We start from the raw sequence: 24,832 nt of genomic DNA on the forward strand, positions 1-24,832 counted from the left end.
CGCGCTCAGACCAGGGCTACCTGGTCCCCTACGGACACCAGGCCGGGCCGCAGGACCCGGGCGTAGACGCCGAAGGTGAGCGCCATTCCGGCCAGCGACTTGAGCAGGCCGGGAACGGCGGGCAGCGCTCCCTGACCGTGGCCGATCATCACGCATCGCTCGGTCGTCTCGTCGACCTCGAGGACGGCGTCGCCGACGGCCAGCATCCGGCCGACCCAGCGGTCCTCCAGTCGGTCCTCGCCGGGCAGGTCCACGACGAAGTTGGGCCGACATCGCCGCCAGGACACCGGTTCGCCGACGACCTCCGACCACCACCGCAGCGACGCCGTGGTGACCAGGTGCACCGCCCCGCCGTCCATGTGCCAGACGTCGCTCTCCCGCGCGACCGCCACGGGTTGGCCGACGACCTCGGACAGCGGCGGGCTCAGCTCCGGGTCGGCCACGTCGAACTCCCGGCCGTCCGGCAGCCGCAGCACCGCACCGCCGTTGGACAGCCTGGACGACATCTCCAGCAGCTTCGGCAGGCGCACGAACCGCCGGGTGCTCTTGCCCGAGCCGAACCGCCCCTCCGGCGTGCGCAGCGCCCACCACCGGTCGGCGACGACGCCCCGCTGGTCCACCTCGACCCGGTCCACCTCCTCACCGAGCAGCGACTTCACCGGATATCTGACGCACGTCCGCACCGTGCCCTGGTCCATCAGGCCGTCCTCGCCACCGCGAACACCCGCCGGAACGGGAACCACGTCGTGCCGTCCTGGCGCGCCGGGTAGGCCTCCCGCAGCCTCGGCGCGAGCTCCCCGGCGAACTCGGCCCACGCCTCGTCGTCGAGGGCGGCTCTGATCGGCCGCAGCGCCGTCCCGGAGATCCACTCCAGCACGGGGTCCTGCCCCTCAAGGCGCTGGAGGTAGGTGGTCTCCCATGCGTCCACGGCGCAGCCGGCGTCGGCGAACACCGCCGCGTACCCGGCCGCGGTGAGCACCGCGTCGGGGTCGCGGGGCGCGGCGCCGCCGAGCCGGTCCCGCCAGCGCGACAGCCCGGTCAGTTCGCGGACGAGTGCGTGCGACGGCTGATCGAAGTTGCCCGGCACCTGCATGGCCAGCCACGCGCCCGACGGCATCGCCTCGACCCACTGCCGGAGCAGTGCGGCGTGGTCGGGCACCCACTGGAGCACGGCGTTGGTGACCAGGACGTCGGTGTCCCCGGCGGGCGTCCAGTCCCGCACGTCGGCTACGACGGCGTCGAGCCCGCGTTCCCTGGCTGCGGCGACCATGTCCGGCGAGGAGTCGAGCGCATCGAGCGCCGCGTCCGGCCAGCGCTTGGCCAACAGGACGGTCAGGTTGCCCGGCCCGCAGCCGAGGTCGACCACGCGGCGGGGCACGGTCGCGTCGATCCTGGCGACCAGCTCATGGAAGGGCCTGTCCCGATGGTCGGCGAAGGCCAGGTACTTGGTGGGGTCCCACATCGCGCACCTCCAAACAGTACAAGCGTACTGCATGGCGCAAGCGGTGACTCAGGGCTGTTTGGGTCTGGCGACGCTGATCCGCTCGGCGACCTCGGCGGCCACCCTGCGCACGGCCTCCAGGTCCGTCCCCCGGTCCGCGCGCACCTGGAGGACCACCCAGTCCCTGCCGACGATCTTGCGCTGCACGAACCACGCGCCGCCGCCGGGAAAATCCCTGCGGTGACTGGACTTGATCGAGCCGGTCACCCGCGCGTGCACGACCTGCGGCACCTTGCCGGGCTCGTCCAGCACGAACCGCCTGGTCGGCTGGTCGGTCAGCAGCACGGCCTCCCCCGCCGTCCCGGTCTGCTCCGCCTCGACCACCGCGAGCGCGCCGCTGCCCCAGGTCGCCTTGCTGACCAGGTGCCACCCGACGTGCCTGGTCGTCGAACCCTCCGGCAGCCACAGCCCGTGCGAGGTGGCGACGAGGTGCCCGCCGCCGCGCACCGCCGCGACGGCCAGCACGTTCTCCTCGGCGGCCAGCTTCCCCGCGAAGCCCTCCGGCAGTCCGCCGCTGGCCAACCTGGTGATCAACCCGCGCAGCCGACCCGCCATCACATCGCCCCCGAAGCCTGTTCGCCCAACGCCTTGCGGTACTGCTCCAGCGCGACCAGGTCGCCGAACTGGGCGTGGTACTCCTCGGTGTCGTTGATCGGCGAAAGCCGTTGCAGCCTGGACTTCACGTCCGCGATCTGCCGCGCGACGAGCTCGGCCTGCACCGCAGCCAGCACCGCGGACACGTACCGGGAGTCGGCCTCTCCCTTGGCGCGCAACCGTTCCACCGCCAACTCGCTGACCAGCGAGCGGGTTGTCTGATGTGGACAGTGCTGCACGACGGCCTCGACCAGCGCTGGCCCGGACAGCCCGGAACTCGTGCCGCCTGCCGCGAGCACGGCCTGGTGCACCGCCGCGTAGGCGGGGTCGGTGAACGCCTCCGCGGACAGCGAGTCGTACATCGGGCCGGCCAGCGCGGGCTCCTGGAGCGCGGCCTTGAGCAGCTCGCGCTGGCTGAGCAGCCGGGGATCGCGTCGGTCCGGCCTGGCCGGGCCGCTCGTGTCCACCTCGAGCGCCGCCTGGTTCGGGTCGGCGCGGCGGGCGCGGCGCTCCGGCGCAGCGGCCGGGGCGCCGACCTGCTCGCGGACCCGCCGGACCACGGCGCCGGTGTCCTCCCAGCCGACCCAGCCGGCGAGCTGCCGCGCGTACTCGTCGCGCAGCGAGGTGTCCTTGATCCTGGCCACCAGCGGCACGGTGCGTTGCAGCGCGCCGACGCGGCCCTCCGCGGTGTCCAGGTCGTGCTCGGCCAACAACGCCTTGATGGCGAAGGTGAACAGCGGCTGCCGCCTGGCGACCAGGTCCCGCACCGCGACGTCGCCCTTGGCCTGGCGCAGCTCGCACGGGTCCATGCCGTCGGGGGCCACCGCGATGAACGTCTGCGCGGCGAACCGCTGCTCGTCGTCGAACGCCTTGAGCGCGGCCTTCTGCCCGGCCTGGTCCCCGTCGAAGGTGAAGATCACCTCGCCGCGGAAGGTGTCGTCGTCCATCAACAGCCTGCGCAGCACCGAGATGTGCTCGCTGCCGAACGCCGTGCCGCAGGAGGCGACCGCGGTGGTCACGCCCGCCAAGTGCATCGCCATCACGTCGGTGTAGCCCTCGACGACGACGACCTGGTGCCGGCGGGAGATCTCCCGCTTGGCCAGGTCGAGGCCGAACAGCACCTGAGACTTCTTGTAGATCGGGCTCTCGCTCGTGTTCAGGTACTTCGCCTGGATCTGGTCGTCCTCGAAGATCCGGCGCGCGCCGAAGCCCACGACGTCGCTGCCAAGGTCCCTGATCGGCCACAGCAGCCTGCGGTGGAACCGGTCGATCGGCCCCTGCCGACCCTCTTTGGCCAGCTGCGCCTTGTACAGCTCCTCAAGCTCGAACCCCCGGCCGAGGAGGTGCTTGGTGAGCTTGTCCCAGCCCGCCGGGGCGAACCCGCAGCCGAACGCGCTCGCGGCGGCCTCGTCGAAGCCGCGCTCGGCGAGGAACTCCCGCGCCTTGAGGGCGTCCGAGGTGCGCAGCTGCTCGGTGTAGAACTCGGCGGCCGCGCGGTGCGCCTCCAGCAGCCGCGACCTGGTGCCCCGGTCGCGCTGGACGCTCGCGCCGCCGCCCTCGTAGGTCAGGTGGATGCCGACCCGGTCGGCCAGCCGCTCGACGGACTCGACGAAGCTCAGGTGGTCGATCTTCATCACGAAGGCGATCACGTCGCCGCCCTCGCCGCAGCCGAAGCAGTGGAAGGTGCCGTGCGATGGCCGCACGTTGAACGACGGCGACTTCTCGTCGTGGAAGGGGCACAGCGCCTTCATCGCGCCCCCGCCGGCCCTGCGCAGCGCGACGTACTCGCCGACAACGTCGTCGATCCGGTTGCGCTCCCGCACCTCGGCAATATCGCTGTCCCGGATACGTCCTGCCACGTCGAGCGAGTGTAGACACCTTTGCCGGACTGCCGAGACCGGACACCGAGCCCGGGTAACCCTGGGGCAGACTGCATTCGTGACAGTCGGGGACGAGGAACTGGCGAGGATCTTCACGCGGGAGCGCGCGCACCTGCTCGGCGTCGGCTACCGGCTCACCAGCAGCCGCGCCGACGCCGAGGACGCCGTGCAGGAGGCGTGGCTGCGGTTGACGAACCTCACCGCGCACTCCAGGGCGGAGATCCGCGACCTGCGCGGCTGGCTGACGACCGTGGTCGGCCGGATCTGCCTCGACCGGCTGCGTTCGGCCACCGCCCGGCGGGAGCGGTACGTCGGCCCGTGGCTGCCGGAGCCCGTGGTGACGTCCCTCTCCGGCTCCCCGGCCGAGGACCCGCTCGACGTCGTGGTGCGCGAGGACGGCGTGCGCCTCGCCGCGCTGACCGTGCTCGACCGGCTCACCCCGGAACAGCGGGTGGCCTTCGTGCTGCACGACGCGCTCGCCATGCCGTTCGCCGAGATCGCGGACGCGCTCGGCTGCTCAGTGGAGACCGCGCGGCAGCACGCCTCGCGGGGCCGCAAGGCCGCCGCGCAGGCCGACCCGCCGCCGAGGGTCGCCCTCGACGAGCAGCGCGAGGTGCTGGAGAAGTTCCTCGCGGCGCTGGCCATGGGCGACGTCGACGGCGTGCTGAGCCTGCTGCACCCCGACGTCGTGCTGGTCGGGGACAGCGACGGCAAGGCGAAGACCGCGGCGCGGATCATCACCGGGGCGGACAAGGTCGCCAGGTTCATGCTCGGCCTGCTGCGCCGGTACGGCGCCGATGCGGCGACGGCCGGCCGGCCCGCCCTGGTCAACGGCGACCTCGGCGTGCTGCTCTACGCGACGGCCGGCGACGAGGAGCACCCGCCGATGTCCCGCAGGGTCGCCGCGTTCGCGATCAGGGACGGCCGGATCGTCGCCCTCTACGACATCGTCAACCCGGACAAGCTCACGCGCGTCCAGTTCTGACCTCGGCGTCGGGGGGCACCGGGACGCGGCAGGCGTCGCCCGAGGTGAAGCCCTGATCGGTGATTCCCAGGGCGTGGTTCATCCTGGCGCGCATGTTCTCCAGGGCGATCAGGTAGGTGAGTTCGAGGACGCCCCGGTGACCGAGGCGGCGGTCCAGCTCGGCGAACTGCTCGTCGGTGACCGAGGTCGGCGTGTCGGTCATCGCGTCGGCGTAGGCGAGGGCGAGCCGCTCCAGCTCGGTGTAGCTGGGCGAGGTGGCGTAGTCGTGGATCTCCTTGAGCCGCTCGATGTCCAGCCCCTGGTGCTTCTGGAGCATGGTGCCGAAGTCAATGCACCACGAGCAGCCGAGCCGGACGGCCGTCCGGTAGACGACGAGGTCGCCGAGGCCGGTCGGCAGCACGGTGGTCGCCTTCTCGACGGCGAGTTCGTGGCGGGCGCTGGCCATCATCAGCTTCGGGTGGTGCGCGACGATGGTGACCGGCTCGGGCACCGCGCCGAAGCGGCGGCGGGCGAACCAGTAGGCGATCCTGGTCAACCAGGTCGCGTCGGCGGTCGGTACGCCTGCGATACGCGGCATGACACTCTCCCCTGCCTGGGCAGACCCGCCTCGCGCGGGCCGTTCACCGGACAGACGAGGGCGGGCTGGAAAGCGTGACAGCCCAGGGGGAAACTCGCGATCAGGGCTGGGTGATCCTGGTCAGGAAGTAGATCGCGCCGGTGGCCGCGTGCCGGACCAGCAGCAGGAACGGGCGGTCCACCCGGACCACCGGCGGGTCGGGGCGCGGGCCCATCATCGCCAGCGTCCGCATCAGCACGGCGGTGGCCGCCGCGCCCTCAAGGCCCTCCTCGTCGATCCGCAGCACCGACCGGTGCAGCACGTCCGAGACGCACAGGCGCGGGTCGGGGCTCAGCGCGGTGAGGTCGGCCGCCCCCGTGAACAGCCGCTCGACGCCGAACTGCCGCAGCGGTCCGGTCAGCGCCACGCCGACCTCCACGTCCACCTTCGGCAGGAACAGCTCGATCCTGGTGGACGTCGGCGCGGCCAGCAGCGCGGCGAGCCGGTCCGCGTCCAGGGCGGCCTCCGCCTCGGCCAGGTCGCCGTCGGGCAGCAGCACCACCGCGTCGACGCCGCCGGCCGCCGGCACCGTGACGACCTGCCAGCCCGAGGCCGCCGCGTAGCCGGCCAGGCCGGTGCGGCACATCGTCGCGACCGGCCGGGTGCCGGCGGGCCCGTGGAACGGCCGGGACTCGGTCCGCGCCTTGGCGAACGTCTCCCGCCAGGCCGCGCGCAGGTAGAGCGCGTTGACCAGGGACGCGACCGTGTCCTCGTCGACGGCGCCCGACGGGATCAGCTCGGGGATCAGGCCCATGGTGGTGTCGGCGACGTCGGCGTTGATCATCCGGCGCGCGCCGTCGGGGTCGGCCCGGAACGGCGCGGTGCGGACCCTGCCGCCCGGCCAGCCGGCCAGGTCGACCACGAAGTCCTCGTTGATCGGCAGCTCGGACCACGCCCACAGCGTGTTGGCGACCGACAGGGTCGGTGACTCCCCGTACGGCACCTCGTCGAGCTGCGCTGCGGCGACCAGCAGTTCGGCCTGCTTGCGCACGTCGCCTGCCGGGTCGCCGACCAGCAGGGCGAGCAGTTCCGCCTTCGTCTCGCCGCGCGCGGCCTGGGCGGCCATGCCGAGCGCGCTGGCCACCGAGTACGGCGACCAGCACGCGTTGCGCTCCGCGTCGGGGGCGACGAGGCGGTGCAGGGCGAGCGCGAACGCCAGGTGTGTTCGATCGGTCACCACTGCACTCTCCTCGGTGCGGACCGCACGCGCACTCCCGGCGGGCGGGCGGACTGCCGGCTACTGGCGCGCCGGCTACTGGCGCGCGTCGGGCAGTTGGACGACGAGGTCGGGTTCGGGCGGTGGGCGCTCCCCCGCGTCGGTCATCGGCCCGGACGGCTTGGGGTGTCTCGGCTCGCGGACGCCGGCGGAGCCGTCGTCCCCGTCGTCGGGGTCGTCCCGGAACAGACCGCTCGGGTCGGCTGGCACTGGTTCACGACTCGGTCGACGCCACGGCCACGCTCGGCCCGGTGGACGCCGTAACTCATCCTCGGCCATGTACTCGAGTGTGCCACCGCTCACAGCCGGGCCGCCGTCGTTCGCTCTGGGCACAACTCCGCCGTCAACTCCGGGCCTACCCGCGACTACCGCGCGGGGTTCACCCCGACCGGCCGGAGTGGGCTTTCCGCGGTACCGAAGGACGCAACCACGGCGCGATTCCATCGGGCCGGGAAGTACGTAGGTTTCCCGCGACAGGCCGCCGGCGCGGAACGGCCGCGCCGCGCATTCAAGGAGCCGAACCAATGCGAAATCGAATCCGCAGGTCCTGGCTGGCCCCGCTGGCCGTGGTCGGCGCGGTGCTCGCCCTCGCCTGCTCCGCGCCGGCCGCCGGCGCGGCGACGCAGTCCTCGCCAGCGCAGTCCTCGCCCGCGCAGTCCTCGCCAGCCACCCCCGGCCACGGCACGGCCGCGAGCCCGCACCGGGCGGCGTCCGTGTCCCCCACGTTCGGGCCCTACGACTCCGAGTTCTACTTCTACGTGCACGGAAACGCCCGGTGCATCGACGACCCCGGCTGGTCCAAGAGCCAGGGCACCGCGATCGACCTGTGGGACTGCACCTTTCCGTGGCAGGCCAACGAGGTGTGGTATCCCGAGGGCCCGTACGAACGCTACGGCCGCACCGTGTTCACCTTCCGCAGCCGCAACAGCGGACTGTGCCTGAACGTGCCCGGGTACTCGAAGACCTGGGGCACCCAGCTCATTCAGTGGCCCTGCGACAGCTACGCCCAGAACGAACTGTGGCTCCAGGACAATCTGGACGGCAGCACGGCGTTCGTGATGCAGAACCTGTACAGCGGACTGTGCCTCAACGTCAACGGCGACTCCGCCGCCAACGGCGCGGCCCTCATCCAGTGGCAGTGCGACAAGAAGGCGGAGAACGAGGTCATCTATCACTGAGAACTTCGTGCGGTGACCCGAATCCCGGCCGTCCCGCGGGCTCAGCAGCCCGTGGGACGGCCGGTGGGCTCAGCCGGCGACGAGCGCGCCGTGCCAGGCGACCGCCTGCGCGTCGGTCAGCGAGGCGACCTGGTCCACCACGACCCGCAGTCGCCCGGTGTCGTGCTTGGCAGCCAGCCAGGCCGGCCGGAACTCGGGGGCCAGCGCCGAGGGCGCGCGGTCACACAGCGCGGCGAACAGTTCCGCGAGCAGCTCCCGCTGCCGCCGCTGCATGGCCAGCCGGTCAGGGTCGCTCATCACGTACCGCACCGCCATCGCCTTGAGCAGCGCGACTTCCGCAGCGACCAGCGGCGGCACCACGAGGTCAGCCGCGTACCTGCGCAGCCGCCCGTCGCCGTGCACCCGCCGCGTGCCGGTGATCGCGGCCGAGGCGAACCGGCCGACCAGCTCGCTGGTCAGCTGCTTCAGCGCGACCTGCGCGCCGAGCGACCCGTCGTACTCCGCGCCGGCCAGCGCGGCGATCACCGGCAGCGTCAACAGCTCCTTCGCCGCCTCCTCGAGCGCCGAGGTCGGTTCGGCGGAGAAGTGCTTCGCGGCGAGTTCGGCGATCGCGGCCCGCTCGCCGGGATCGTGCAGCGCGGCCAGCGAGATCCGGTGCGCGAGCACCGCGTCCTCCACGTCGTGCACCGAGTACGCGACGTCGTCGGCCCAGTCCATCACCTGGGCCTCCAGGCACCGTTTCCGGTTCGGCGCGCCGAGCCGGACCCAGTCGAACACGTCGAGGTCGTCCTCGTAGGCGCCGAACTTCACCACACCCGGCGTGCGCGGCCACGGGTACTTGGTGGCCGCGTCCAGGCACGCCCTGGTCAGGTTCAGCCCGTATCCACGGCCGTCGCCCGGCACGCCGAGCACCTTGGGTTCCAGCCGGCTCAGGATGCGCAGCGTCTGCGCGTTGCCCTCGAACCCGCCGCACGGCTGCGCCACCTCGTCCAGCGCCCGCTCGCCGTTGTGGCCGAAGGGCGGATGGCCGATGTCGTGCGCGAGGCCCGCGGTGTCCACCAGGTCGGGGTCGCAGCCGAGTTCCTCGCCGATGCCCCTGCCGATCTGGGCGACCTCGAGGGAGTGCGTGAGCCGGGTCCTGGGCACGCCGCTGACCTCGGCGCCCTCGCCGGGCCCGACCACCTGGGTCTTGCCGGCCAGCCTGCGCAGCGCGGCCGAGTGCAGCACCCTGGCGCGGTCCCTGGCGAACGGCGTGCGCCGCTCTCCCTTGGTGCCGGGCAGCGCGCCGAGCTTGGGCGGTTCGGCCAGCAGCCGCTCTGTGTCGTATTCGGAGTACTCGGAGCGCTCGGAGTACTCGGCGGGGTTCGGGTCGTCGCGCACCTCGCCCAACTCAACCGACCTCGGTGCCGAAGTCGTCCGCGGGCGCGTGGAACAGCCGGTAGTACAGCAGCGCGCCGGTCTCGCGCAAGATGTAGCGGCTCTGGGTGTCCCTGGTCTGCACGATCGGCCCGCTGTGCGTCGGCGAGGTCCACGCCCTGAGGCCGGCGTCCTGCGCCATCGTGCGCGCCCGCAACGAGTGCCACGGGTCGCTGACGATCATCGCGGTGGACAGGCCGCGCTCCTTGGCGACCGTCGCGACGGCCTGCATGCTGCCGAGGGTGTCGCGCCCCTCCCCGACCACGACGATCCGGTCCTCCGGCACGCCGTGCGCGGCCAACCACATCTGGCCGGCCTGCCCCTCGGTGTACTTGTCGCCGGGCTGCCGGCCGCCGGTGGTCAGCAGGTACCGCACCACGCCCTCGTCGAACAGGCTCTTGGCGTGTTCGAGCCGGGCCTGAAGCACCGGCGACGGGCGCCCGTTGTACTGGGCCGCGCCGAGCACCACCGCGATGTCGGCCGGGCTGCGGTCGTCGACTCTCGCGACCTGCCACACCCGGAACGCCGTGCCGCCGACCACCAGCCCACCGATCAAGCAGGCGCCGAGCACCACCCGCAGCACCAACCGGCGGACTCCTGAGTGTGGGGACACGCCACGCATCGTTCCAGAATTCGCCCGGCCGTGCCGCGAGCCCCGCTCCGGCTCACCTGCGCCTCACAGCCAGCCGCGCTCCTCGGCGAGCCGGATGGCCTCCGCCCTGGTGCGCGCGCCGGTCTTGCCGATCGCCGAGGACAGGTGGTTGCGGACCGTTCCCTCGGACAGGTGCAGCGCCTTGGCCACGTCCGACACCGTGCCGCCGTCGCGCGCGGCGAGCAGCACGTCCCGCTCCCGGTCGGTCAGCGGGCTGCTGCCGCTGGCCAACGACTCCGCCGCCAGCACCGGGTCGACCACGCGCAGCCCGGAGTGCACCCGGCGGACCGCGTCGACCAGCTGCTCCGGCGGCGCGTCCTTGACCACGAACCCGGCCGCGCCCGCCGACATGGCGCGGGCGAGGTAGCCGGGCCTGCCGAACGTGGTGCAGATGACCACCCGGCAGCTCGGCAGCGCGTCGCGCAGCTCGGCGGCGGCGGTCAGGCCGTCCTTGCCGGGCATCTGCACGTCCAACAACGCCACGTCGGGGTTGGTCTCCCGCGCGGCCGCGACCACCTGGTCGCCGGAACTGACCTGGGCGACCACCTCGATGTCCGCCTCGAGGCCGAGCATGGAGGCCAGCGCGCCGCGCACGAGGGCCTGGTCGTCGGCCAACAGCACACGGATCACGCGAGCCCCACCGAGGGCCGCACCTGGCTGGTCCTGCGCTGCACCACTGAGTCCGTCCTGTCTTCCGGTTGGTCCCCTGTCGCGATCTCCCCGACGCGGACGCGCAGGGAGAAACCACCCTCGGGCAGCGGACCGGCCTCGATCGTGCCGCCGACCTCGGCCACCCGGTCGGCGAGACCGGACAGGCCGTTGCCGCCGCCGCTGTCCCGTGAACTCGTCACCTTGGCACAGCTGGACCGGCCGTTGTCGCGCACCTCCAGCCAGTTCTCGCCGAGCCGCACCTCGCAGCGGGTCGCCTGGCTGTGCCGGAGCACGTTCGTCACGCCCTCGCGCAGCACGTAGCCGAAGGCCTGTTGCAGCTCGGGCCGGACGTTGTCGACCGCGTGCGGCAGGTCGGCGGCGACCTCGGCCGCCCGCAGCGCGGCGCGCGCCCCGACCAGCTCCCCGGACAGCGACACCTCGCGGTAGCCGGACACGGTGGCCCGCACGTCGCCGAGGGCCTGCCTGGACAGCTCCTCGACCTCGCGGATCTCGCCCATCGCGCGATCCCGGTCGTCGGAGGTCTCCAGCACGCGCCTGGCCAGGCCCGCCTTGAGGGTGATCGTGGTGAGGCTGTGCCCGAGGATGTCGTGCAGGTCGCGGGCGAGCCGTGCGCGCTCCCCCGACACCGCCAGCGCGGCGATCTCGGCCTGGGCCTCCTGCAACCGCCGGTTCACGTGGAGCATCCGCCCCATCGCGGACAGGCACCCCGTGATCGAGATCAGGGTGACCCACGAGCTCCACGGGCCGTGCACCGGACTGGTCACCAGGATGATCACCGCGAAGCCCGCCAGCGTGCCGCCGTTGATCATCAGCATCGGCCGCGTCGGCAGCGCGAAGCTGGCCATGGCCAGCGCGTAGATGAGCAGGGGCATCGAGTCGAGCCCGAGGCCGATCACCAGCGCGATCCCGACCCCAAGGTGGGCGAAGATCGCGAACAGCCGGTTCCGGACCGGCCGGCCCCACAACAGGAACGGCAGGACGAGGTAGCCGACGGCGTAGAGGGTGAGCAGGGCCAGCAGTGTCCACATGCGCCAGGTGGGCAGGTCGCTGTGCACCACACCCCAGCCGATGGCCGGCATCCAGGCCAGCACGAAGAACAGGCCCATCACCGGCCAGCCCTTGCCGACCTTCGGCCCGAACGGACCCTGCGACTCCTTCGACATCTCCACGTCGCTCACGCTACGGCCCCCGTCCTCGTCCTGTCGCCCGGCCAGATTCCCCGGTCAGACCCTGCGGTCAGACCCTCTGCTCAGACCCTGGCGGTGTCGGCCCGGAACCGGCGGGCGGCCAGGGCAGCCAGCCCGACCGTCCACGCGCCGAGCACCAGCACCGTGGTCCCCACGTTCAGGTCGTGGAAGACCACGCCGCGGCCGATGCCGCCGTACCAGAAGCTGGGCACCACGTGCGCGATGTTGGCCAGCCAGGACGGCATGGCGGCCGGCGGGAACCACAGCCCGCCGAACATGCTCAGCAGCAGGAACACGCCGCTGCCGATGGCCTGCACGCTGTCCGGCGTGGCCAGCTGGCCGACCAGCACGCCGAGGATGGCCAGCGGCAGCAGGCCGATCCAGGTGCCCGCGGTGACCTGGAGCCACTCCGCCGCGGTCAGGTGCACCCCGGTGAGGCCGCCGATCAGGCAGACCAACAGCAGCGGGCCGAGCCCGACGATCATGCCGACCAGCGCCTTGGTGACCAGGTAGGCGCCGCCGGACATCGGAGTGAGCCGCAGCTGGCGTTGCCAGCCTGCGCCCCGCTCGACGGCGATCCTGGTGCCGCTGGAGACCGCCGCGGTCAGGCCGCCGAAGGCCGCCATGCCGACCATGACGACCACGCGCACGCGGTCGGCGTCGTTGCCCTGGGCATTGATCGAGGAGAACAGGAAGTAGAAGACCACCGGGAGGCCGACGGTGAAGATCAGAAAGCGCGGGTTGCGGACGACGCGCTTGATCTCCAGTGCGAGGTACTTGACGTTCACGACTGTGCTCCTTCGGAGGTCAGCGCGAGGAAGGCGTCTTCCAGGCCGACGGCGTTGATCTCGATGTCACGGGCCTGCGGGAAGGTGTGCAGCAGGGCTCGCACGGCCAGGTCGGAGTCGTCGCAGGTGAGCACGGCCTGCTCGCCGCGCAGCTCGACGGCGCGCACGCCGGCCAGGTTCGCCAGCGTCCCCTCGGTCGCGCCGGACACGATCGCGCGCAGCGTGCGCCCGGACACCATCGCGCGGACCTCGGCGACGGAGCCGTCCGCGACGATCCGGCCGGAGCGCATCAGCACGACGCGGTCGGCGAACTCCTGGGCCTCCTCCAGGTAGTGCGTGGCGAACAGGACCGTGCGGCCGGAGTCGGTGAAGTGCCGCATCGAGCGCCAGAACTGGCGGCGGGTCTCCACGTCCATCGCGACGGTCGGCTCGTCGAGCACCATCAGGTCGGGGTCGCTGACCAGGGCGAGCGCGAAGCGCACCCGCTGCTTCTGGCCGCCGGAGAGCTTGGTGGAGCGGCGGTCGGCCAGGTCGGCGATGCCGGCCCGCTCCAGCGCCTCGGCCAGCGGCAGCGGCCGGTGGTGCAGCGCGGCGAACAGGCCGACCGTCTCGGCGACGGTCGCGTCCTCCAGCAGCGCGCCGGTCTGGAGCATCGCGCCGATCGACCCCGCGCTCACCGCCTGCCTCGGCGTCTGGCCGAACACGGTGATGTCGCCCGCGTCCGGCTTGCTCAGCCCGAGCAGCATGTCCACGGTCGTCGACTTGCCGGCGCCGTTGGGGCCGAGCAGCGCGACCACCTCGCCCGGGGCGATCACCAGGTTGACGCCGTCGACCGCGCGCACCTCGCCGTAGTGCTTGCGCAGCCCGGCGATGCTCACCGCGGCCCCGTTCCGCACTGCCTGGCGGGAAGTTGTGTCCGTCATGCCATCAGCGTGCTGCGCGACGGAGTTTCCCGCAGAGGCCGCGCGTCACGTCCTGACCATGACAACTGTCATGAAGGACGGACCGCGTCGAGGTGGTGGGTCAGCAGCCGATCAGGCGGGCGGCCAGGTAGGACTCGATCTGGTCGAGCGACACGCGTTCCTGCGCCATGGTGTCGCGCTCCCGGACCGTCACCGCGTTGTCGGTGAGCGTGTCGAAGTCGACCGTCACGCAGAACGGCGTGCCGATCTCGTCCTGCCGCCGGTAGCGCCGACCGATCGCGCCAGCGTCGTCGAAGTCGACGTTCCAGTTGCGCCGCAACGCGGTCGCGAGATCCCGGGCCTTCGGGGACAGCTCGGGGTTGCGGGACAACGGAAGCACCGCGGCCTTGATGGGCGCGAGCCGCCGGTCCAGCTTCAGCACGACGCGCTTGTCCACGCCCCCCTTGGCGTTGGGCGCCTCGTCCTCGGTGTAGGCCTCCAGCAGGAAGGCCATCAGCGGGCGCCCGACGCCGGCGGCCGGCTCGATCACGAACGGCCGGTAACGGGAGTTCGTGGCCTGGTCGAAGTAGGACAGGTCGACACCGGAGTGGTTGGAGTGCGTGTTGAGGTCGAAGTCGCCCCGGTTGGCGATGCCCTCCAGCTCGCCCCACTCCTGGCCGCCGAACTGGAAGCGGTACTCGAGGTCAACGGTCCGCTTCGAGTAGTGCGAGAGCTTGTCCTTGGGGTGCTCGTACTGGCGCAGATTGTCCTTGGAGATACCCAGATCGGTGTACCAGCGGGTGCGCTCGTCGATCCAGTACTGGTGCCATTCCTCGTCGGTGCCCGGCTCGACGAAGAACTCCATCTCCATCTGCTCGAACTCGCGGGTACGGAAGATGAAGTTGCCCGGCGTGATCTCGTTGCGGAACGACTTGCCGATCTGGCCGATGCCGAACGGCGGCTTCTTGCGCGAGGTCGTCTGCACGTTGAGGAAGTTGACGAAGATGCCCTGCGCGGTCTCCGGGCGCAGGTAGTGCACGCCCTCCTCGGACTCCACCGGGCCAAGGTGCGTCTTGAGCATCATGTTGAACTCGCGCGGCTCGGTGTACTGGCCGCGGGTGCCGCAGTTGGGGCACGGCACGTCGGAGATGTCGTCCTCGGTGGTCGCCTTGCCGGTGCGCTCGGCGTACTCCTCGGCCAGCTGGTCGGCGCGGAAGCGCTTGTGGCAGGAGGTGCACTCCACCAACGGGTCGTGGAACGCGCCGACGTGCCCGGAGGCCACCCAGACGTCCTTGGGCAGGATCACCGAGGAGTCGAGGCCGACGACGTCCTCGCGGCCCTGCACCATGAACTTCCACCAGGCGCGCTTGATGTTGTTCTTCAGCTCGACGCCGAGCGGGCCGTAGTCCCACGCCGACCTCGTGCCGCCGTAGATCTCGCCGCACGGGTAGACGAACCCGCGGCGCTTGCAGAGGCTGACGACGGTCTCGATGCGATCGGCGGGCACGGACACTCCAGGAAGTAGTACGCGATGCGGCGGGCTACCAGCGTAGCCAATCGCGCGACGTGTCAGACGGGCGGAGTCCCAGCTCACGACCCTTCCACGATCGGGTGAGGGTAGGAACTCTCAGTCGAACACCGTCGTGCCGGGGCCCTAACGAGGAGGGGCTCTAACGAGGAGTGGTCGGTCCGGCGGCCTCGCCGAGCCGAACGGTGCCAGCGTCGGCGGCGAGCAGGCTCGTGTGAGTGCGCACCGAGCCGTCCGCGCCGTCCAGCAGAACCTCGAACGCGGCGGGCTCGTCGGCCAGCGCCTCGGACAGCAGCGGCACGACGTGCTCGCGGACCTCGAACGGTGACATCGCCCTGCGGTAGGCCACCACCGACTCGAACTCGACGGTCAGCACCCAGCGGTCCGGCTCGTCGGTGGCCCTGCCGAGCACCCCGCGAAGGCAGCGCGGCTGCGCGGTGAGCAGCTCGAGCGCGCGCCGGGCCCGCACGACGAAGGCGGGCGCGTCGGCCTCGGCGACGGCGAACCTACAGACCAGCAGCACGACAACCGCCCTCCGGTGGATCCACCCCGAGAAAAAGCACCGACGGCCGGCATCGACCGGGATGGCACGATGCAGCACCATAGGCCCGTCCACCCTCAGTAGAAGGGACGGCCCCAGTGGCATCCAACCGCTCATCGCGCACCCTGTTGCCGGGCAACGGCATGCTCTCCCGCGTGCCACCGGTGGCGGCCTTCCTCGTCGTCGCGGCGCTGTTCGGCGTCGGCGTGTGGCAGCGCGGGCCCCTTGGCGCCGCCCTGCTCGGCGTGCTGGCCCTGCTGGTCCTGATGCTGCTCACCGCGACCTGGAAGGTGCTCGGCACACTCGACCGGGTGTTCCGGGTGGTCGTGTTCGCCGTCCTGGTGCTGATCGCCCTGTCGCTGCTGCGCTGACCTGGCCCTGGGCAGGTCGCGGCGAACAGCGCCTACGATGTGATGGCAGTGAAAATCCATTCCAGCTAGCTCGAGCCCCCGGAGAGGACGGTAGGTCCCGTGGGAACTGCCCCGGTCCGGTTGCCGGCCGAGCACGCGCACTCTTCGGAACGATCCGGCGCTCACCCAGCGCCGCCGCGCCCGACCAGAACCCTTGCCGCGGCCGGCGACCTGCTGCGCGCGCTGGCGGCGCCGGTGCGCATCGCGATCGTGCTCCAACTGCGCGAGGCGGACCGGTGCGTGCACGAGCTGGTCGAGGCGCTCGGTGTGGCGCAGCCGTTGATCAGCCAGCACCTGCGGGTGCTCAAGTCCGCGGGCGTGGTGGACGGCGAACGGCACGGCAGAGAGGTCGTCTACCGGTTGGTCGACGAGCACCTGTCGCACATCGTGGTGGACGCCGTCGTCCACGTCGAGGAAAGCGCCGCACACCGGACGGAGGAACCGTGACCACCAGCGAACGCCCCTCGGCCACCGTGCCCGGCCTGCGCTCGACCAGGCAGCGAGCCGCGGTGTCCAAGCTGCTCGACCAGCTGGACGACTTCCGGTCCGCGCAGGAGCTGCACGAGGAGCTGCGCCGGCGCGGCGAGGGCATCGGCCTGACCACGGTGTACCGGACGCTCCAGTCGCTGGCCGACGCAGGCGAGGTGGACGTCCTGCGCACCGACTCCGGCGAGGCGATCTACCGACGGTGCTCCAGCCACCATCACCACCACCTGGTGTGCCGCAGCTGCGGCCGCACCGTCGAGGTGGAAGGCCCCGCCGTGGAGAAGTGGGCCGACCGCATCGCCGAGGAGAACGGCTTCTCCTCGGTCAGCCACACCGTGGAGATCTTCGGCACCTGCGCGGAGTGCACCGCCAAGTAGTCGAGAATCGGCGGCGGCGCGCACGCAGGAGCGCCGAGGGGCGGCCGCAGCGAGGGGTCGGTGGGATCGCGACTCCCTAGGCAGCGCGATCTTGATCACTGGGGCGATCTCCGGAAACTGTAACGTTCGCCGGGTTGGTCCTGTTTTCCCATTTCACTCGGCCTGCGTCGATTTGATTGATTGCGCAATCAATCTATTCTACGCGCACCTCCCATTCGGCGTCGGCCAGATCACCGCGCGAATTCGTTGACCTACTCGCGCGTCGCCATTGTGATCAATTGTGCGAGGCAACTCCCCGACCGGACACAAACCGGCCGTCGGGATGGTTTCGCGCGCCATTGGGCAGATCCCCAAGCCGAAGGACAGGAAATGCAGGACAGACCACGACGCAGAGAAGTGCTGAAACTCGGACTCGCCGGCGCCGCGGTGGCCGGCGTCGTCGGCACCGGAATCCTGGTGGCCGGAAACCAGTTCGGCGAGGCGGCCGAGGAGATCAACGAGGTCTACCGGGGCCGCCGGATCCGGATCACCGCCGCACGCAACGTCTACATCGACGGACTGCCGCTGCACGTCATGCAGAACGCGGACAGCAGCTACTCCAGCATCATCGACCACTACCGCACCTTCGCCTCGCCGCACGACACCGCGCGCGCCGCGGTCGAGTCGCTGCGCGGCGCGAACCTCGTCCTGGTCAGCCACCGGGGCCACCACCAGTAAGCGGAAGGGCGTTGCCATGGGCGTTCGAAAGAATCAGGCGACACTCACTGCCGCCGAAAAGAACAGTTTCGTTCAGGCCGTTCTACAGTTGAAGAAACAGGGCACCTACGACGGTTTCGTCGCGACCCACAACACCTTCATCATGAATGACCGGGACACCAGCCCGAGGGCCGGGCACCGTGCCCCGTCATTCCTGCCGTGGCATCGCCAGTTCCTGCTCGAATTCGAACGGGCGTTACAGAAGGTCGACGCTTCGGTGTCGCTGCCGTACTGGGACTGGACGGCGGACAACAGCACCTCGGCGTCCCTGTGGGCGGACGACTTCCTCGGCGGCGACGGCCAGCCCGGTGACGGCCAGGTCACCACGGGTCCGTTCGCCGGCAGCACGGGCAACTGGCCGATCAGGGAGGGCGCCTCCGACGCGCCCTTCCTGACCAGGAGCCTCGGCACCGGCGTCGGCGCGCTGCCGACCAGGACCGACCTCGACGCGGTGCTCGCCATCGGCGTCTACGACGTCGCGCCGTGGAACAGCACCTCCGGCGACGGCTTCCGCAACGGCCTCGAGGGATGGGCCAGGACGGGTCCGGAACTGCACAACCGGGTGCACGTCTGGATCGGCGGGGCGATGGGCACCGGCTACTCGCCCAACGACCCGGTGTTCTGGCTGCACCACTGCTTCATCGACCGACTGTGGGCCGACTGGCAGAGCCTGCACCCGGCGGCCAGTTACCTGCCGACCTCGGCGACCACCGACGTGGTCTCCCTCAACCAGCCGATCCGCCCGTGGAACACGGTGACCCCGGCCGACCTTCTCGACCACACCCGCTTCTACACCTACGCCTGACCGTGTCGTGGGCTCGTCGCGCCGAAGGCCGGACGGCACGATGGCGCGGCGCGATGAGCCCGCGCAACACGAAGGCCCGGCTCAGAACTCGTACGGGTCGGCCGGGGCCGCGGTCGGCTGGATCGAGGACACGGTCAGCGTCGGCACGTAGTGGGTCGCCTTGGTGGCGGAGCCGACCTCCACCTTTCCGGTCACCTGGATCCACTGGTCGTTGGCGAGCGTGTCGAGGCCCGCGCCGGCCAGCTTCACCTTCACCGGCGAGGCGTCCGCCGCGCAGCAGGTGATCATCAGCCGGGCCACGTACACGCCGGCCTTGGCCGGATCGGTGTCGCGCACCACGAACCCGGTGAGCCGCACCGCCCTGTCGTTCACCGAACCCGAGTCGTCCCAGGCGGTCCGCTGCACGAAGTCGATGAGCTTCAACGGAATCACGTCGCCGGAAGGCAGCGCGGCGAAGTCCGAGGACTTCTGGTTCGAGTTGGGCTGGGCGGCCGAGCGGTCACCAGACCGGTTCACGGTGTCCGCGCCGAGGGCTGGCGGGCTGATCAGGAAGATCGCCAACACCGGCAGCAGCAACAGCCACGGGCTCTTCGGCTGACGGTGCCCGTGCTCGTGCCCGTGCGCATCCAGGACCGGAGCGTCCGAGGCGACGGCGCTCTCCCCGTCCGGCTCCGGCTCGGGCCGCCGCGCGACGATCATGTCCCGGCCGATCGACACCAGCGCCAGCAGCACCATGATCGCGCCGGTGGCGATGATGAACGGCTGCAACGCCGGCTTCACGTACCGCAGGAAGGTGCCGGTCAGGGCGATCTTCAGCAGCGCGCCGCCGAGCAGCACCAACAGGATGTTCTGCGTCTCGCGCCTCATCGGAAACCCCCAAGGACCAACACGCCGGACAGCACGGCACAGCACACCGCGACCACGAACGTGGCCGGGGCGAACCGCGCCGCGAAGGAACGGCCGAAGGTGCCGGCCTGGAGCGCGATCAGCTTGACGTCCACCGCGGGACCGACCACCAGGAACACCAGCCGAGGCAGCAGCGGCAGCGAACTCAGCGACGCGGCCACGAACGCGTCGGCCTCGCTGCACAGCGCCAGGATCACCGCGAGCAGCGCCATCACCGCGATGCCGAGCGCCACCTGGCCGCCGATGGACTCCAGCCACGACGACGGCACCAGCACGTTCAGCGCGGCGGCCGTCAGCCCGCCGATCACCAGGAAACCGCCCGCCTCGGCCAGGTCGTGCCGCGCGGTCTCGGCGAAGACCACCCACCGGGACGTGCCCTCGCGCACCGGCAGCTTGCGCAGCGCCCGCTCCGCGATCCACTCGGCGCGGCCGAGCCTGGTCCACAGCCAGCCCATCACCACGGCCGTGAGCATCGAGCCGACGAACCTGGCCAGCATCATCTTCGGCTCGCCGGGGAACGCCACCGCCGTCGCGACCAGCACGATCGGGTTCACCGCAGGCGCGGCCAGCAGGAACGACAGCGCGACGGCCGGCGGCACGCCCTGCTGCATCAGCCGCCGCGCGACGGGCACCGACGCGCACTCGCACCCCGGCAGCGCCACCCCGGCCAGCCCGGCGACGGGCACCGCGAGGGCCGTGCTGCGCGGCAGGACCTTCCGCAGCATGCTGGCCGGCACGAACGCGGCGATCGCCCCGCTGATCAGCACGCCGAGCACCAGGAACGGCATCGCCTGCACGCACACCGCGACGAACACCGTTGCGCCCGTGCGCAGCCCCGGCACGTCCAGGACCTGGTTCAGCCAGTTCTGTAGGACCAGCGCGAGGACCAGCAGCACGCACAGCACCTCGAGCGAGGTGACCTTGATGCGATTGGCCCGGGGGCGCCGGGGCCCGGACCGCGGCCCCCGGATCTCTCCGGTGATAGTCACGCCGGCCATGGTGCCAGGTCCGCCAGGCGGCGCGCACCGGCCACCCGTCTGCTCGGACTACCTGGTTTCGGCCTCTTCGAGGAGCTCACCACGCAATTGGGACGCGGTGGACACGACAAGCATCAGCAGCGTGCTCAGCGGCTCCGGCTCGAGCCGGTCGGCCGGGAACGCGTACCTCAGCATGACGTCCATGCCCCGGTCGGTGTGCACGACGCCGAGCGTGCCGAACAGGCCCTGACCTGCGCGCTCGGCGGCCGACGCGGCGAGCGCGGGCTCGTCGGGCAGGTCCCAGGCGACCACGCACGTCAGGCTCAGCACGGTCAGGCCCTCGGACAGCTGCATGGCCTGCACCGCGCACGGCACTTCGCCGTGCCGGAAGGTCAGCGCGCCGTCGTCGTCGACGTGCACGTCGTGGAACTTCTCCAGGGCCTCGCGGGCCGAGGTGAGCAGGGCTGCGGTGTTCGCGGCCTCGTTGGTCATCAGAGTCCTTCCGGTGCCGGGAGTTCGCCCGGCCCAAGGATGGTCGGCCCAGAGTTGGTCGGCGCAGAGTTGGTCAGCGCCTGGCCGTTCGGCTCGCTACTCGGCTCGGTGCTCGGCTTGTCGATCGCGCCGCCGAACCGCCGGTCGCGGCGCGCGTAGTCCTCGCACGCCCGCCACAGGTCGCGGCGGTCGAAGTCCGGCCACAGGATGTCCTGGAAGACCAGCTCGGCGTAGGCGGCCTGCCACAGCATGAAGTTGGACGTGCGCTGCTCCCCGGACGGCCGCAGGAACAGGTCGACGTCCGGCATGTCCGGCTGGTACAGGTGCCTGGCGATGGTCCGCTCGTCCACCTTGTCCGGATTGATCTTGCCGGCCGCGGCGAGCCTGGCGATCTCCCGCGCGGCGTCGCCGACCTCGGCGCGGCCGCCGTAGTTGATGCACATGGCGAGGTTGAGGACGTCGTTGTCCTTCGTCCGCTCCTCGGCGTCCTGGAGGGTGTTGATCACGCTGCGCCAGAGCTTCGGCTTGCGGCCAGCCCAGCGGACCCGCACACCGAGTTCGTCCAGCTCGTCGGTGCGACGGTGGATCACGTCCCGGCTGAACCCCATCAGGAAGCGCACCTCCTCGGGGCTGCGCCGCCAGTTCTCGGTGGAGAACGCGTACAGCGAGATCCACTTGATGCCCAGCTCGATGGCGCCCTTGGCGACCTCGACCACGACCGCCTCGCCGCGCTTGTGGCCCTCGATGCGCGGTAATCCCTGCTGGTTGGCCCAGCGGCCGTTGCCGTCCATCACGATCGCCACGTGCCGAGGCAGGAACTCGGCCGGGATCGCCGGCGGGCGCGCGCCGGACGGGTGTGGCTCGGGTGCCCGCACGGCCCGGTCGTCACGTCCCTGCCGCCGTCGTCGCAGCATGTGTCGGCTTCTCCCTCCCGAGGGCCGCCGAATGCGTCCCTTGGTCGGTCGTCGATGCTACGTCTAGTGGTGCGTGCGCCCTTCGCCCGCTCCCGCCTAATCCTGCGTGATCCTGCGCGTACCGAGCGCCCACTCCTCGAACACCGCGTCCCACTGCGGCGCCGCGCCCGCCCTGCCCAGCACCTGGCCGACGCAGGTGCCGAGGGCGCGCCGGCCGATGTCGACCTCCCTGGTGGTCCTCGACCGCTTCGCCACCTCCGCGACGGCCTCGCGCAGCACGGGGAGCCCCTCGGCCACCCGCCGCCACGGCCCGCCTGTCTCGTAGCCCGCGCACATGGCGGCCAGGAACAGCCGGTAGAAACCGAGCGTGTCCGGCCCGATCTCGGTGTCCTCCAACGGATAGACGCCCCTGATCACCCTGGTCGAGAACCGTTCCGCCACACCGAGCAGCGCCTCGACGACGGCGCCGTTCATCGGCACGACCGCGTCAGGGGCCTCGGCGACCGCGGCGAGCATGCCGGGCAGGTGCTCGTCCTGTTCGCCGGTCAGGAAGAACGCGGTCAGCCGGTGCACGAGCGGGCCGGGCACCTCGACCCGTGTCTGCGCGTTGGTGGTGAACCGCTGGGACACCAGGGCACGCGCGCCCATCAGCGTCACGTAGAGGTCCAGCGAGAGGAACTCGTTGCGGTACATCTCGTTCACGACGTCCGGATCGGACTGCACGACCTCCCGCAGTCCCTCCTGGACCAACCGGAACATCGTGCCGCTCAGCGAGGTCATGGCGGGCCGGTCTGGCCGGTCCAGCACGATGAGCACGATCGTGGCTGCGGCCCGGACGGCCCTGCCGTGTCCCTCCAGCGGGGACGCCTCGCCCCGCACCCGCCGGCACGTCGCCCTGATCAGGTCGTGCGTGTCCGCGGGCGCGCCGAGCAGCTTGTCCAGCAGCGAGAGGTCCCAGGTCTCGGCGAACGCGTGCAGCGTCGCGGTGTACAGCCTGGTGAGGGTGCGCGGGGCAGGCCGCATGAAGCGCAGCGAGCGCAGCGCGAACTCGAGGCTGACCCGACCCTGCCCCTCCGCGTGGCTGGTGCGGTCGAACACCAACAGGTCGAGGCAGTCGTCGATCGCGGACGCCAGCCGGGTGTCGAGCTGCTGGATGGCGATCTGCGGGACGACCTCGCTGCCGCCGGACTCGATCATCGGCCTGACCATGTTGACCAGTTCCTGCGGTCGGGCGCAGTGCCGGACGATGTAGCAGGCCGCGAAGTACTCCATGAAGGTCCGGTGGGTGAAGCCGAACAGCCGCTCGCCGCGCTCGGAGACACCGGTCTGCGTCAACAACCACGCCCGTCCCGCGCAGTAGTCCAGGAAGTCCTGGGCATGTTCCCGCGCTGCCGTGGCACCCCCGACGATGGAACGCTCGAAGTAGTCGCTGACCAGCGCCCGCAGCTTCTTCTCCGTCTCGCCGCCCTGGCTGTCCAACCGGTAGAAGAAGTAGTAGGCGAGTTCCTGCACCAGGTACCGCGTCTGGGTGTTGGCCCGGAACGACAGCGGCACCCGCCGCACCCGGTCCCAGCGCTCGAACAGCAGCTCCGCGCAGTCCTCGTAGACCTGCGGGCGGTTCTCCGGGATGTAGCCCTCGTACTCGTAGAGCATGCACAGCAGGGACAGCATCAGCGGATTGGTGCGCAGGTCGCCGACGTGCACGCTGTCCGCCAGAAAGGTGTCCCGCCGCTCCCCCGGCTCGAACATCCTCGGCCCGGAGACCAGCTCGAACCAGCGCCGCACGTAGGTCTCGACCTGCTCATCGGTGAAGTCCGGAATCCGGTAGACCGGGAACAGCTGAGGGTCGAGGCGCGCGCTGACGTACCCCTCCTCGCGCGAGGTGACCACCACGCGCACCAACGGAAACCGCCGGCAGAACGCCTCGATCGCGTCAATCGTGGAGCGCCGCTGGTCCAGGTCGCTGATCTCGTCGAGCCCGTCGAACACGACCGTCGCGAGGCCGAGCAGCAGCACGTCCCGCACGGTCTCGACGTCCAGTTCGGCCTGGGTCACCACGCGCAGCCGGTCCGCGAGGACCGAGGTGTAGGAGTGGTCGGGGGCCTGGTGGTCCTTGAGCTCGATCACCATGGGCGCCTGCTGGCCGTGTTCCTCGCCCTGCCGGCCCAGCTCGTACAGCAGGTGTCTGATGAAGGTGCTCTTGCCGGCGCCGGGGTTGCCGACGACGACGAACCTCCGGTCGGCCAGGTCGGCCTCGGGCACCGGCGTGTCGTCGAGCCTGCGCGGCTCGCCCCGCTCCGACGCGCCCAGCCTGCGGTCGAAGTCCCTCGGCGCCAGCGTGCGCGTCACGTAGATCTGCTCGATCGGCACCCGGTAGTCCTCGCGGGAGTGCGGCATCACCAGCTTGGCGTAGCGCTCCCGCATCGCCTCCCTGATCACGCGCACCGCGGTGTGCGCGGCGCGCACGCGGTCCACGCTGACCGAGGCCGTGGACCGCTCCACAACCGACTTCACCAGCTGCGGCCCGTCGGCGGTCTCGGTGGGCCTGCGCACCAGCCGGGCGGCGTAGACGAGGTCCTCGTCGGCGAAGGCGCCCGCCTCCCGCAGTTCGCGCACGGACAGCCGGACGCAGTCGTGCAGTTCCGCCCACACCGCGTCGCCTATGGCGGCGGCGCGGTCCTCCGGCAGATCCAGCCGGCTCACCAGCTCGCGCCGGAAGGTGGCGGCGAGCTGGTCCTTCTCCTCGTCCCGCCGCGCGGTTCGCTCGGCCAGTTCGAGGAACGCCAGCAGCTCCAACAGCCCGGTGCACAACCGTCCGCCGAGGTACCCGGCGATCGCGTCGTGGTGCTTGGCGGCCAGCTTCAGTTCCGACCAGCTCGCCGACCGACGGACCTCGGCCGGCGCCGGCAGCAGCTTCCCCGCCGCCGACCGCCACGCCGGGGCGGACGCCCGGACGGCCATGCCGCCGACCGCCTTGGCGGCGGACTGGGCGGCGAGAGCGGCGAGTCCGGTCGCGGTCGGGTCGAGCACGCCAGCACCTCCGGGAGTTCGCG

Annotated in this window: 27 protein-coding genes; 7 read left to right on the plus strand and 20 right to left on the minus strand. The window is 71.3% G+C overall.

Annotated elements, in window-relative coordinates:
• Window positions 1-5: 5 nt before the first annotated feature.
• From F0L68_RS02670 to dnaG, 4 genes are read right to left on the minus strand one after another with little or no spacing between them, the layout of a single operon-like run.
• Window positions 6-698 (minus strand): MOSC domain-containing protein, encoded by a 693-nt coding sequence (locus F0L68_RS02670; RefSeq protein WP_149847778.1) that lies wholly within the window; start codon window positions 696-698, stop codon window positions 6-8.
• Complete coding sequence (locus tag F0L68_RS02675; RefSeq protein WP_149847779.1) at window positions 698-1,462, minus strand: trans-aconitate 2-methyltransferase; 765 nt, start codon at window positions 1,460-1,462, stop codon at window positions 698-700. The genes F0L68_RS02670 and F0L68_RS02675 overlap by 1 nt, the downstream gene beginning before the upstream one ends.
• A gap of 48 nt (window positions 1,463-1,510) precedes the next feature.
• On the minus strand, window positions 1,511-2,056 hold the full coding sequence (locus tag F0L68_RS02680; RefSeq protein WP_149847780.1) for a hypothetical protein: 546 nt from the start codon (window positions 2,054-2,056) through the stop codon (window positions 1,511-1,513).
• Window positions 2,056-3,954 (minus strand): DNA primase, encoded by a 1,899-nt coding sequence (gene dnaG, locus F0L68_RS02685; protein ID WP_149847781.1) that lies wholly within the window; start codon window positions 3,952-3,954, stop codon window positions 2,056-2,058. The genes F0L68_RS02680 and dnaG overlap by 1 nt, the downstream gene beginning before the upstream one ends.
• A 79-nt stretch (window positions 3,955-4,033) precedes the next feature.
• Here dnaG and F0L68_RS02690 point away from each other — a divergent pair, with 79 nt between their 5' ends.
• Window positions 4,034-4,960: a sigma-70 family RNA polymerase sigma factor gene (locus F0L68_RS02690; RefSeq protein ID WP_149847782.1), complete on the plus strand. Its 927-nt coding sequence runs from the start codon at window positions 4,034-4,036 to the stop codon at window positions 4,958-4,960.
• Here F0L68_RS02690 and F0L68_RS02695 read toward each other — a convergent pair.
• The 3 genes from F0L68_RS02695 to F0L68_RS42115 form a co-directional block, all read right to left on the minus strand.
• Window positions 4,941-5,537 carry a carboxymuconolactone decarboxylase family protein gene (locus tag F0L68_RS02695; RefSeq protein WP_149847783.1) on the minus strand — a complete coding sequence of 199 codons (597 nt, stop codon included), beginning with the start codon at window positions 5,535-5,537 and terminating at the stop codon, window positions 4,941-4,943. The two genes, F0L68_RS02690 and F0L68_RS02695, sit on opposite strands and share 20 nt — an antisense overlap.
• A 100-nt stretch (window positions 5,538-5,637) precedes the next feature.
• Window positions 5,638-6,756, minus strand: coding sequence for a serpin family protein (locus F0L68_RS02700; protein WP_149847784.1), 1,119 nt, complete (start codon window positions 6,754-6,756; stop codon window positions 5,638-5,640).
• A 72-nt stretch (window positions 6,757-6,828) separates the two neighbouring features.
• A complete protein-coding gene (locus F0L68_RS42115) occupies window positions 6,829-7,002 on the minus strand; it encodes a hypothetical protein (protein ID WP_188316356.1) in 174 nt (57 codons plus the stop codon).
• 314 nt (window positions 7,003-7,316) lie between these two features.
• Between F0L68_RS42115 and F0L68_RS02705 the strand changes: the two genes are divergently transcribed.
• Entirely contained in the window at window positions 7,317-7,970 is a 654-nt protein-coding gene (locus F0L68_RS02705) for an RICIN domain-containing protein (RefSeq protein WP_149847785.1), read from the plus strand.
• 69 nt (window positions 7,971-8,039) lie between these two features.
• Here F0L68_RS02705 and F0L68_RS02710 read toward each other — a convergent pair whose 3' ends face one another.
• From F0L68_RS02710 to F0L68_RS02745, 8 genes are all read right to left on the minus strand, one after another.
• Window positions 8,040-9,350, minus strand: coding sequence for a deoxyguanosinetriphosphate triphosphohydrolase (locus tag F0L68_RS02710; RefSeq protein ID WP_149847923.1), 1,311 nt, complete (start codon window positions 9,348-9,350; stop codon window positions 8,040-8,042).
• A gap of 10 nt (window positions 9,351-9,360) precedes the next feature.
• Window positions 9,361-9,999: a YdcF family protein gene (locus F0L68_RS02715; protein ID WP_223198433.1), complete on the minus strand. Its 639-nt coding sequence runs from the start codon at window positions 9,997-9,999 to the stop codon at window positions 9,361-9,363.
• Window positions 10,000-10,062: 63 nt separating this feature from the next.
• The gene (locus tag F0L68_RS02720; RefSeq protein WP_149847787.1) at window positions 10,063-10,668 is read right to left on the minus strand and encodes a response regulator transcription factor; all 606 of its coding nucleotides are present in this window, start codon (window positions 10,666-10,668) and stop codon (window positions 10,063-10,065) included.
• Entirely contained in the window at window positions 10,665-11,873 is a 1,209-nt protein-coding gene (locus F0L68_RS02725; RefSeq protein ID WP_223198449.1) for a sensor histidine kinase, read from the minus strand. The genes F0L68_RS02720 and F0L68_RS02725 overlap by 4 nt, the downstream gene beginning before the upstream one ends.
• A gap of 86 nt (window positions 11,874-11,959) precedes the next feature.
• Window positions 11,960-12,685: an ABC transporter permease gene (locus F0L68_RS02730; RefSeq protein WP_149847789.1), complete on the minus strand. Its 726-nt coding sequence runs from the start codon at window positions 12,683-12,685 to the stop codon at window positions 11,960-11,962.
• On the minus strand, window positions 12,682-13,608 hold the full coding sequence (locus F0L68_RS02735) for an ABC transporter ATP-binding protein (RefSeq protein WP_149847790.1): 927 nt from the start codon (window positions 13,606-13,608) through the stop codon (window positions 12,682-12,684). The genes F0L68_RS02730 and F0L68_RS02735 overlap by 4 nt, the downstream gene beginning before the upstream one ends.
• Window positions 13,609-13,708: 100 nt before the next feature.
• Window positions 13,709-15,094, minus strand: coding sequence for a glycine--tRNA ligase (locus F0L68_RS02740; RefSeq protein WP_149847791.1), 1,386 nt, complete (start codon window positions 15,092-15,094; stop codon window positions 13,709-13,711).
• 163 nt (window positions 15,095-15,257) lie between these two features.
• Complete coding sequence (locus F0L68_RS02745) at window positions 15,258-15,638, minus strand: antibiotic biosynthesis monooxygenase family protein (RefSeq protein ID WP_149847792.1); 381 nt, start codon at window positions 15,636-15,638, stop codon at window positions 15,258-15,260.
• A gap of 116 nt (window positions 15,639-15,754) precedes the next feature.
• Here F0L68_RS02745 and F0L68_RS02750 point away from each other — a divergent pair, with 116 nt between their 5' ends.
• The 5 genes from F0L68_RS02750 to melC2 all read left to right on the plus strand — a co-directional run bounded on the left by F0L68_RS02750 (window position 15,755) and on the right by melC2 (window position 18,490).
• Window positions 15,755-16,027, plus strand: coding sequence for a DUF6703 family protein (locus tag F0L68_RS02750; RefSeq protein ID WP_223198434.1), 273 nt, complete (start codon window positions 15,755-15,757; stop codon window positions 16,025-16,027).
• A gap of 99 nt (window positions 16,028-16,126) precedes the next feature.
• Window positions 16,127-16,513 (plus strand): ArsR/SmtB family transcription factor, encoded by a 387-nt coding sequence (locus F0L68_RS02755; RefSeq protein ID WP_223198435.1) that lies wholly within the window; start codon window positions 16,127-16,129, stop codon window positions 16,511-16,513.
• Entirely contained in the window at window positions 16,510-16,929 is a 420-nt protein-coding gene (locus F0L68_RS02760) for a Fur family transcriptional regulator (protein ID WP_149847793.1), read from the plus strand. Before F0L68_RS02755 ends, F0L68_RS02760 begins: the two co-directional genes overlap by 4 nt.
• A 369-nt stretch (window positions 16,930-17,298) precedes the next feature.
• Window positions 17,299-17,646, plus strand: coding sequence for a tyrosinase family oxidase copper chaperone (locus tag F0L68_RS02765; protein ID WP_149847794.1), 348 nt, complete (start codon window positions 17,299-17,301; stop codon window positions 17,644-17,646).
• Window positions 17,647-17,662: 16 nt separating this feature from the next.
• On the plus strand, window positions 17,663-18,490 hold the full coding sequence (gene melC2 / locus F0L68_RS02770) for a tyrosinase MelC2 (protein WP_149847795.1): 828 nt from the start codon (window positions 17,663-17,665) through the stop codon (window positions 18,488-18,490).
• Between the two features lie 81 nt (window positions 18,491-18,571).
• Here melC2 and F0L68_RS02775 read toward each other — a convergent pair whose 3' ends face one another.
• From F0L68_RS02775 to F0L68_RS02795, 5 genes are all read right to left on the minus strand, one after another.
• On the minus strand, window positions 18,572-19,357 hold the full coding sequence (locus tag F0L68_RS02775) for a TIGR03943 family putative permease subunit (protein WP_149847796.1): 786 nt from the start codon (window positions 19,355-19,357) through the stop codon (window positions 18,572-18,574).
• Window positions 19,354-20,394, minus strand: coding sequence for a permease (locus F0L68_RS02780; protein WP_149847797.1), 1,041 nt, complete (start codon window positions 20,392-20,394; stop codon window positions 19,354-19,356). The genes F0L68_RS02775 and F0L68_RS02780 overlap by 4 nt, the downstream gene beginning before the upstream one ends.
• Window positions 20,395-20,442: 48 nt before the next feature.
• Window positions 20,443-20,865: a hypothetical protein gene (locus F0L68_RS02785; protein WP_149847798.1), complete on the minus strand. Its 423-nt coding sequence runs from the start codon at window positions 20,863-20,865 to the stop codon at window positions 20,443-20,445.
• The gene (locus F0L68_RS02790) at window positions 20,865-21,779 is read right to left on the minus strand and encodes an isoprenyl transferase (protein WP_149847799.1); all 915 of its coding nucleotides are present in this window, start codon (window positions 21,777-21,779) and stop codon (window positions 20,865-20,867) included. Before F0L68_RS02790 ends, F0L68_RS02785 begins: the two co-directional genes overlap by 1 nt.
• A 96-nt stretch (window positions 21,780-21,875) precedes the next feature.
• Window positions 21,876-24,809: an NACHT domain-containing protein gene (locus F0L68_RS02795; protein ID WP_188316357.1), complete on the minus strand. Its 2,934-nt coding sequence runs from the start codon at window positions 24,807-24,809 to the stop codon at window positions 21,876-21,878.
• Window positions 24,810-24,832 lie beyond the last annotated feature (23 nt).

It is taken from the genome of Solihabitans fulvus (genome assembly GCF_008386585.1).
In the GTDB taxonomy this organism is placed as follows: Bacteria; Actinomycetota; Actinomycetes; order Mycobacteriales; family Pseudonocardiaceae; genus Solihabitans; species Solihabitans fulvus.

Excerpts from the sequence above, each read along its gene's own strand:
- F0L68_RS02670 (WP_149847778.1), bottom strand. The coding sequence starts at position 698 with ATGGACCAGGGCACGGTGCGGACGTGCGTCAGATATCCGGTGAAGTCG.
- F0L68_RS02675 (WP_149847779.1), bottom strand. The coding sequence starts at position 1,462 with ATGTGGGACCCCACCAAGTACCTGGCCTTCGCCGACCATCGGGACAGG.
- F0L68_RS02680 (WP_149847780.1), bottom strand. The coding sequence starts at position 2,056 with ATGGCGGGTCGGCTGCGCGGGTTGATCACCAGGTTGGCCAGCGGCGGA.
- F0L68_RS02695 (WP_149847783.1), bottom strand. The coding sequence starts at position 5,537 with ATGCCGCGTATCGCAGGCGTACCGACCGCCGACGCGACCTGGTTGACC.
- F0L68_RS02705 (WP_149847785.1), top strand. The coding sequence starts at position 7,317 with ATGCGAAATCGAATCCGCAGGTCCTGGCTGGCCCCGCTGGCCGTGGTC.
- F0L68_RS02725 (WP_223198449.1), bottom strand. The coding sequence starts at position 11,873 with ATGTCGAAGGAGTCGCAGGGTCCGTTCGGGCCGAAGGTCGGCAAGGGC.
- F0L68_RS02735 (WP_149847790.1), bottom strand. The coding sequence starts at position 13,608 with ATGACGGACACAACTTCCCGCCAGGCAGTGCGGAACGGGGCCGCGGTG.
- F0L68_RS02765 (WP_149847794.1), top strand. The coding sequence starts at position 17,299 with ATGCAGGACAGACCACGACGCAGAGAAGTGCTGAAACTCGGACTCGCC.
- melC2 (WP_149847795.1), top strand. The coding sequence starts at position 17,663 with ATGGGCGTTCGAAAGAATCAGGCGACACTCACTGCCGCCGAAAAGAAC.
- F0L68_RS02775 (WP_149847796.1), bottom strand. The coding sequence starts at position 19,357 with ATGAGGCGCGAGACGCAGAACATCCTGTTGGTGCTGCTCGGCGGCGCG.
- F0L68_RS02780 (WP_149847797.1), bottom strand. The coding sequence starts at position 20,394 with ATGGCCGGCGTGACTATCACCGGAGAGATCCGGGGGCCGCGGTCCGGG.
- F0L68_RS02785 (WP_149847798.1), bottom strand. The coding sequence starts at position 20,865 with ATGACCAACGAGGCCGCGAACACCGCAGCCCTGCTCACCTCGGCCCGC.
- F0L68_RS02790 (WP_149847799.1), bottom strand. The coding sequence starts at position 21,779 with ATGCTGCGACGACGGCGGCAGGGACGTGACGACCGGGCCGTGCGGGCA.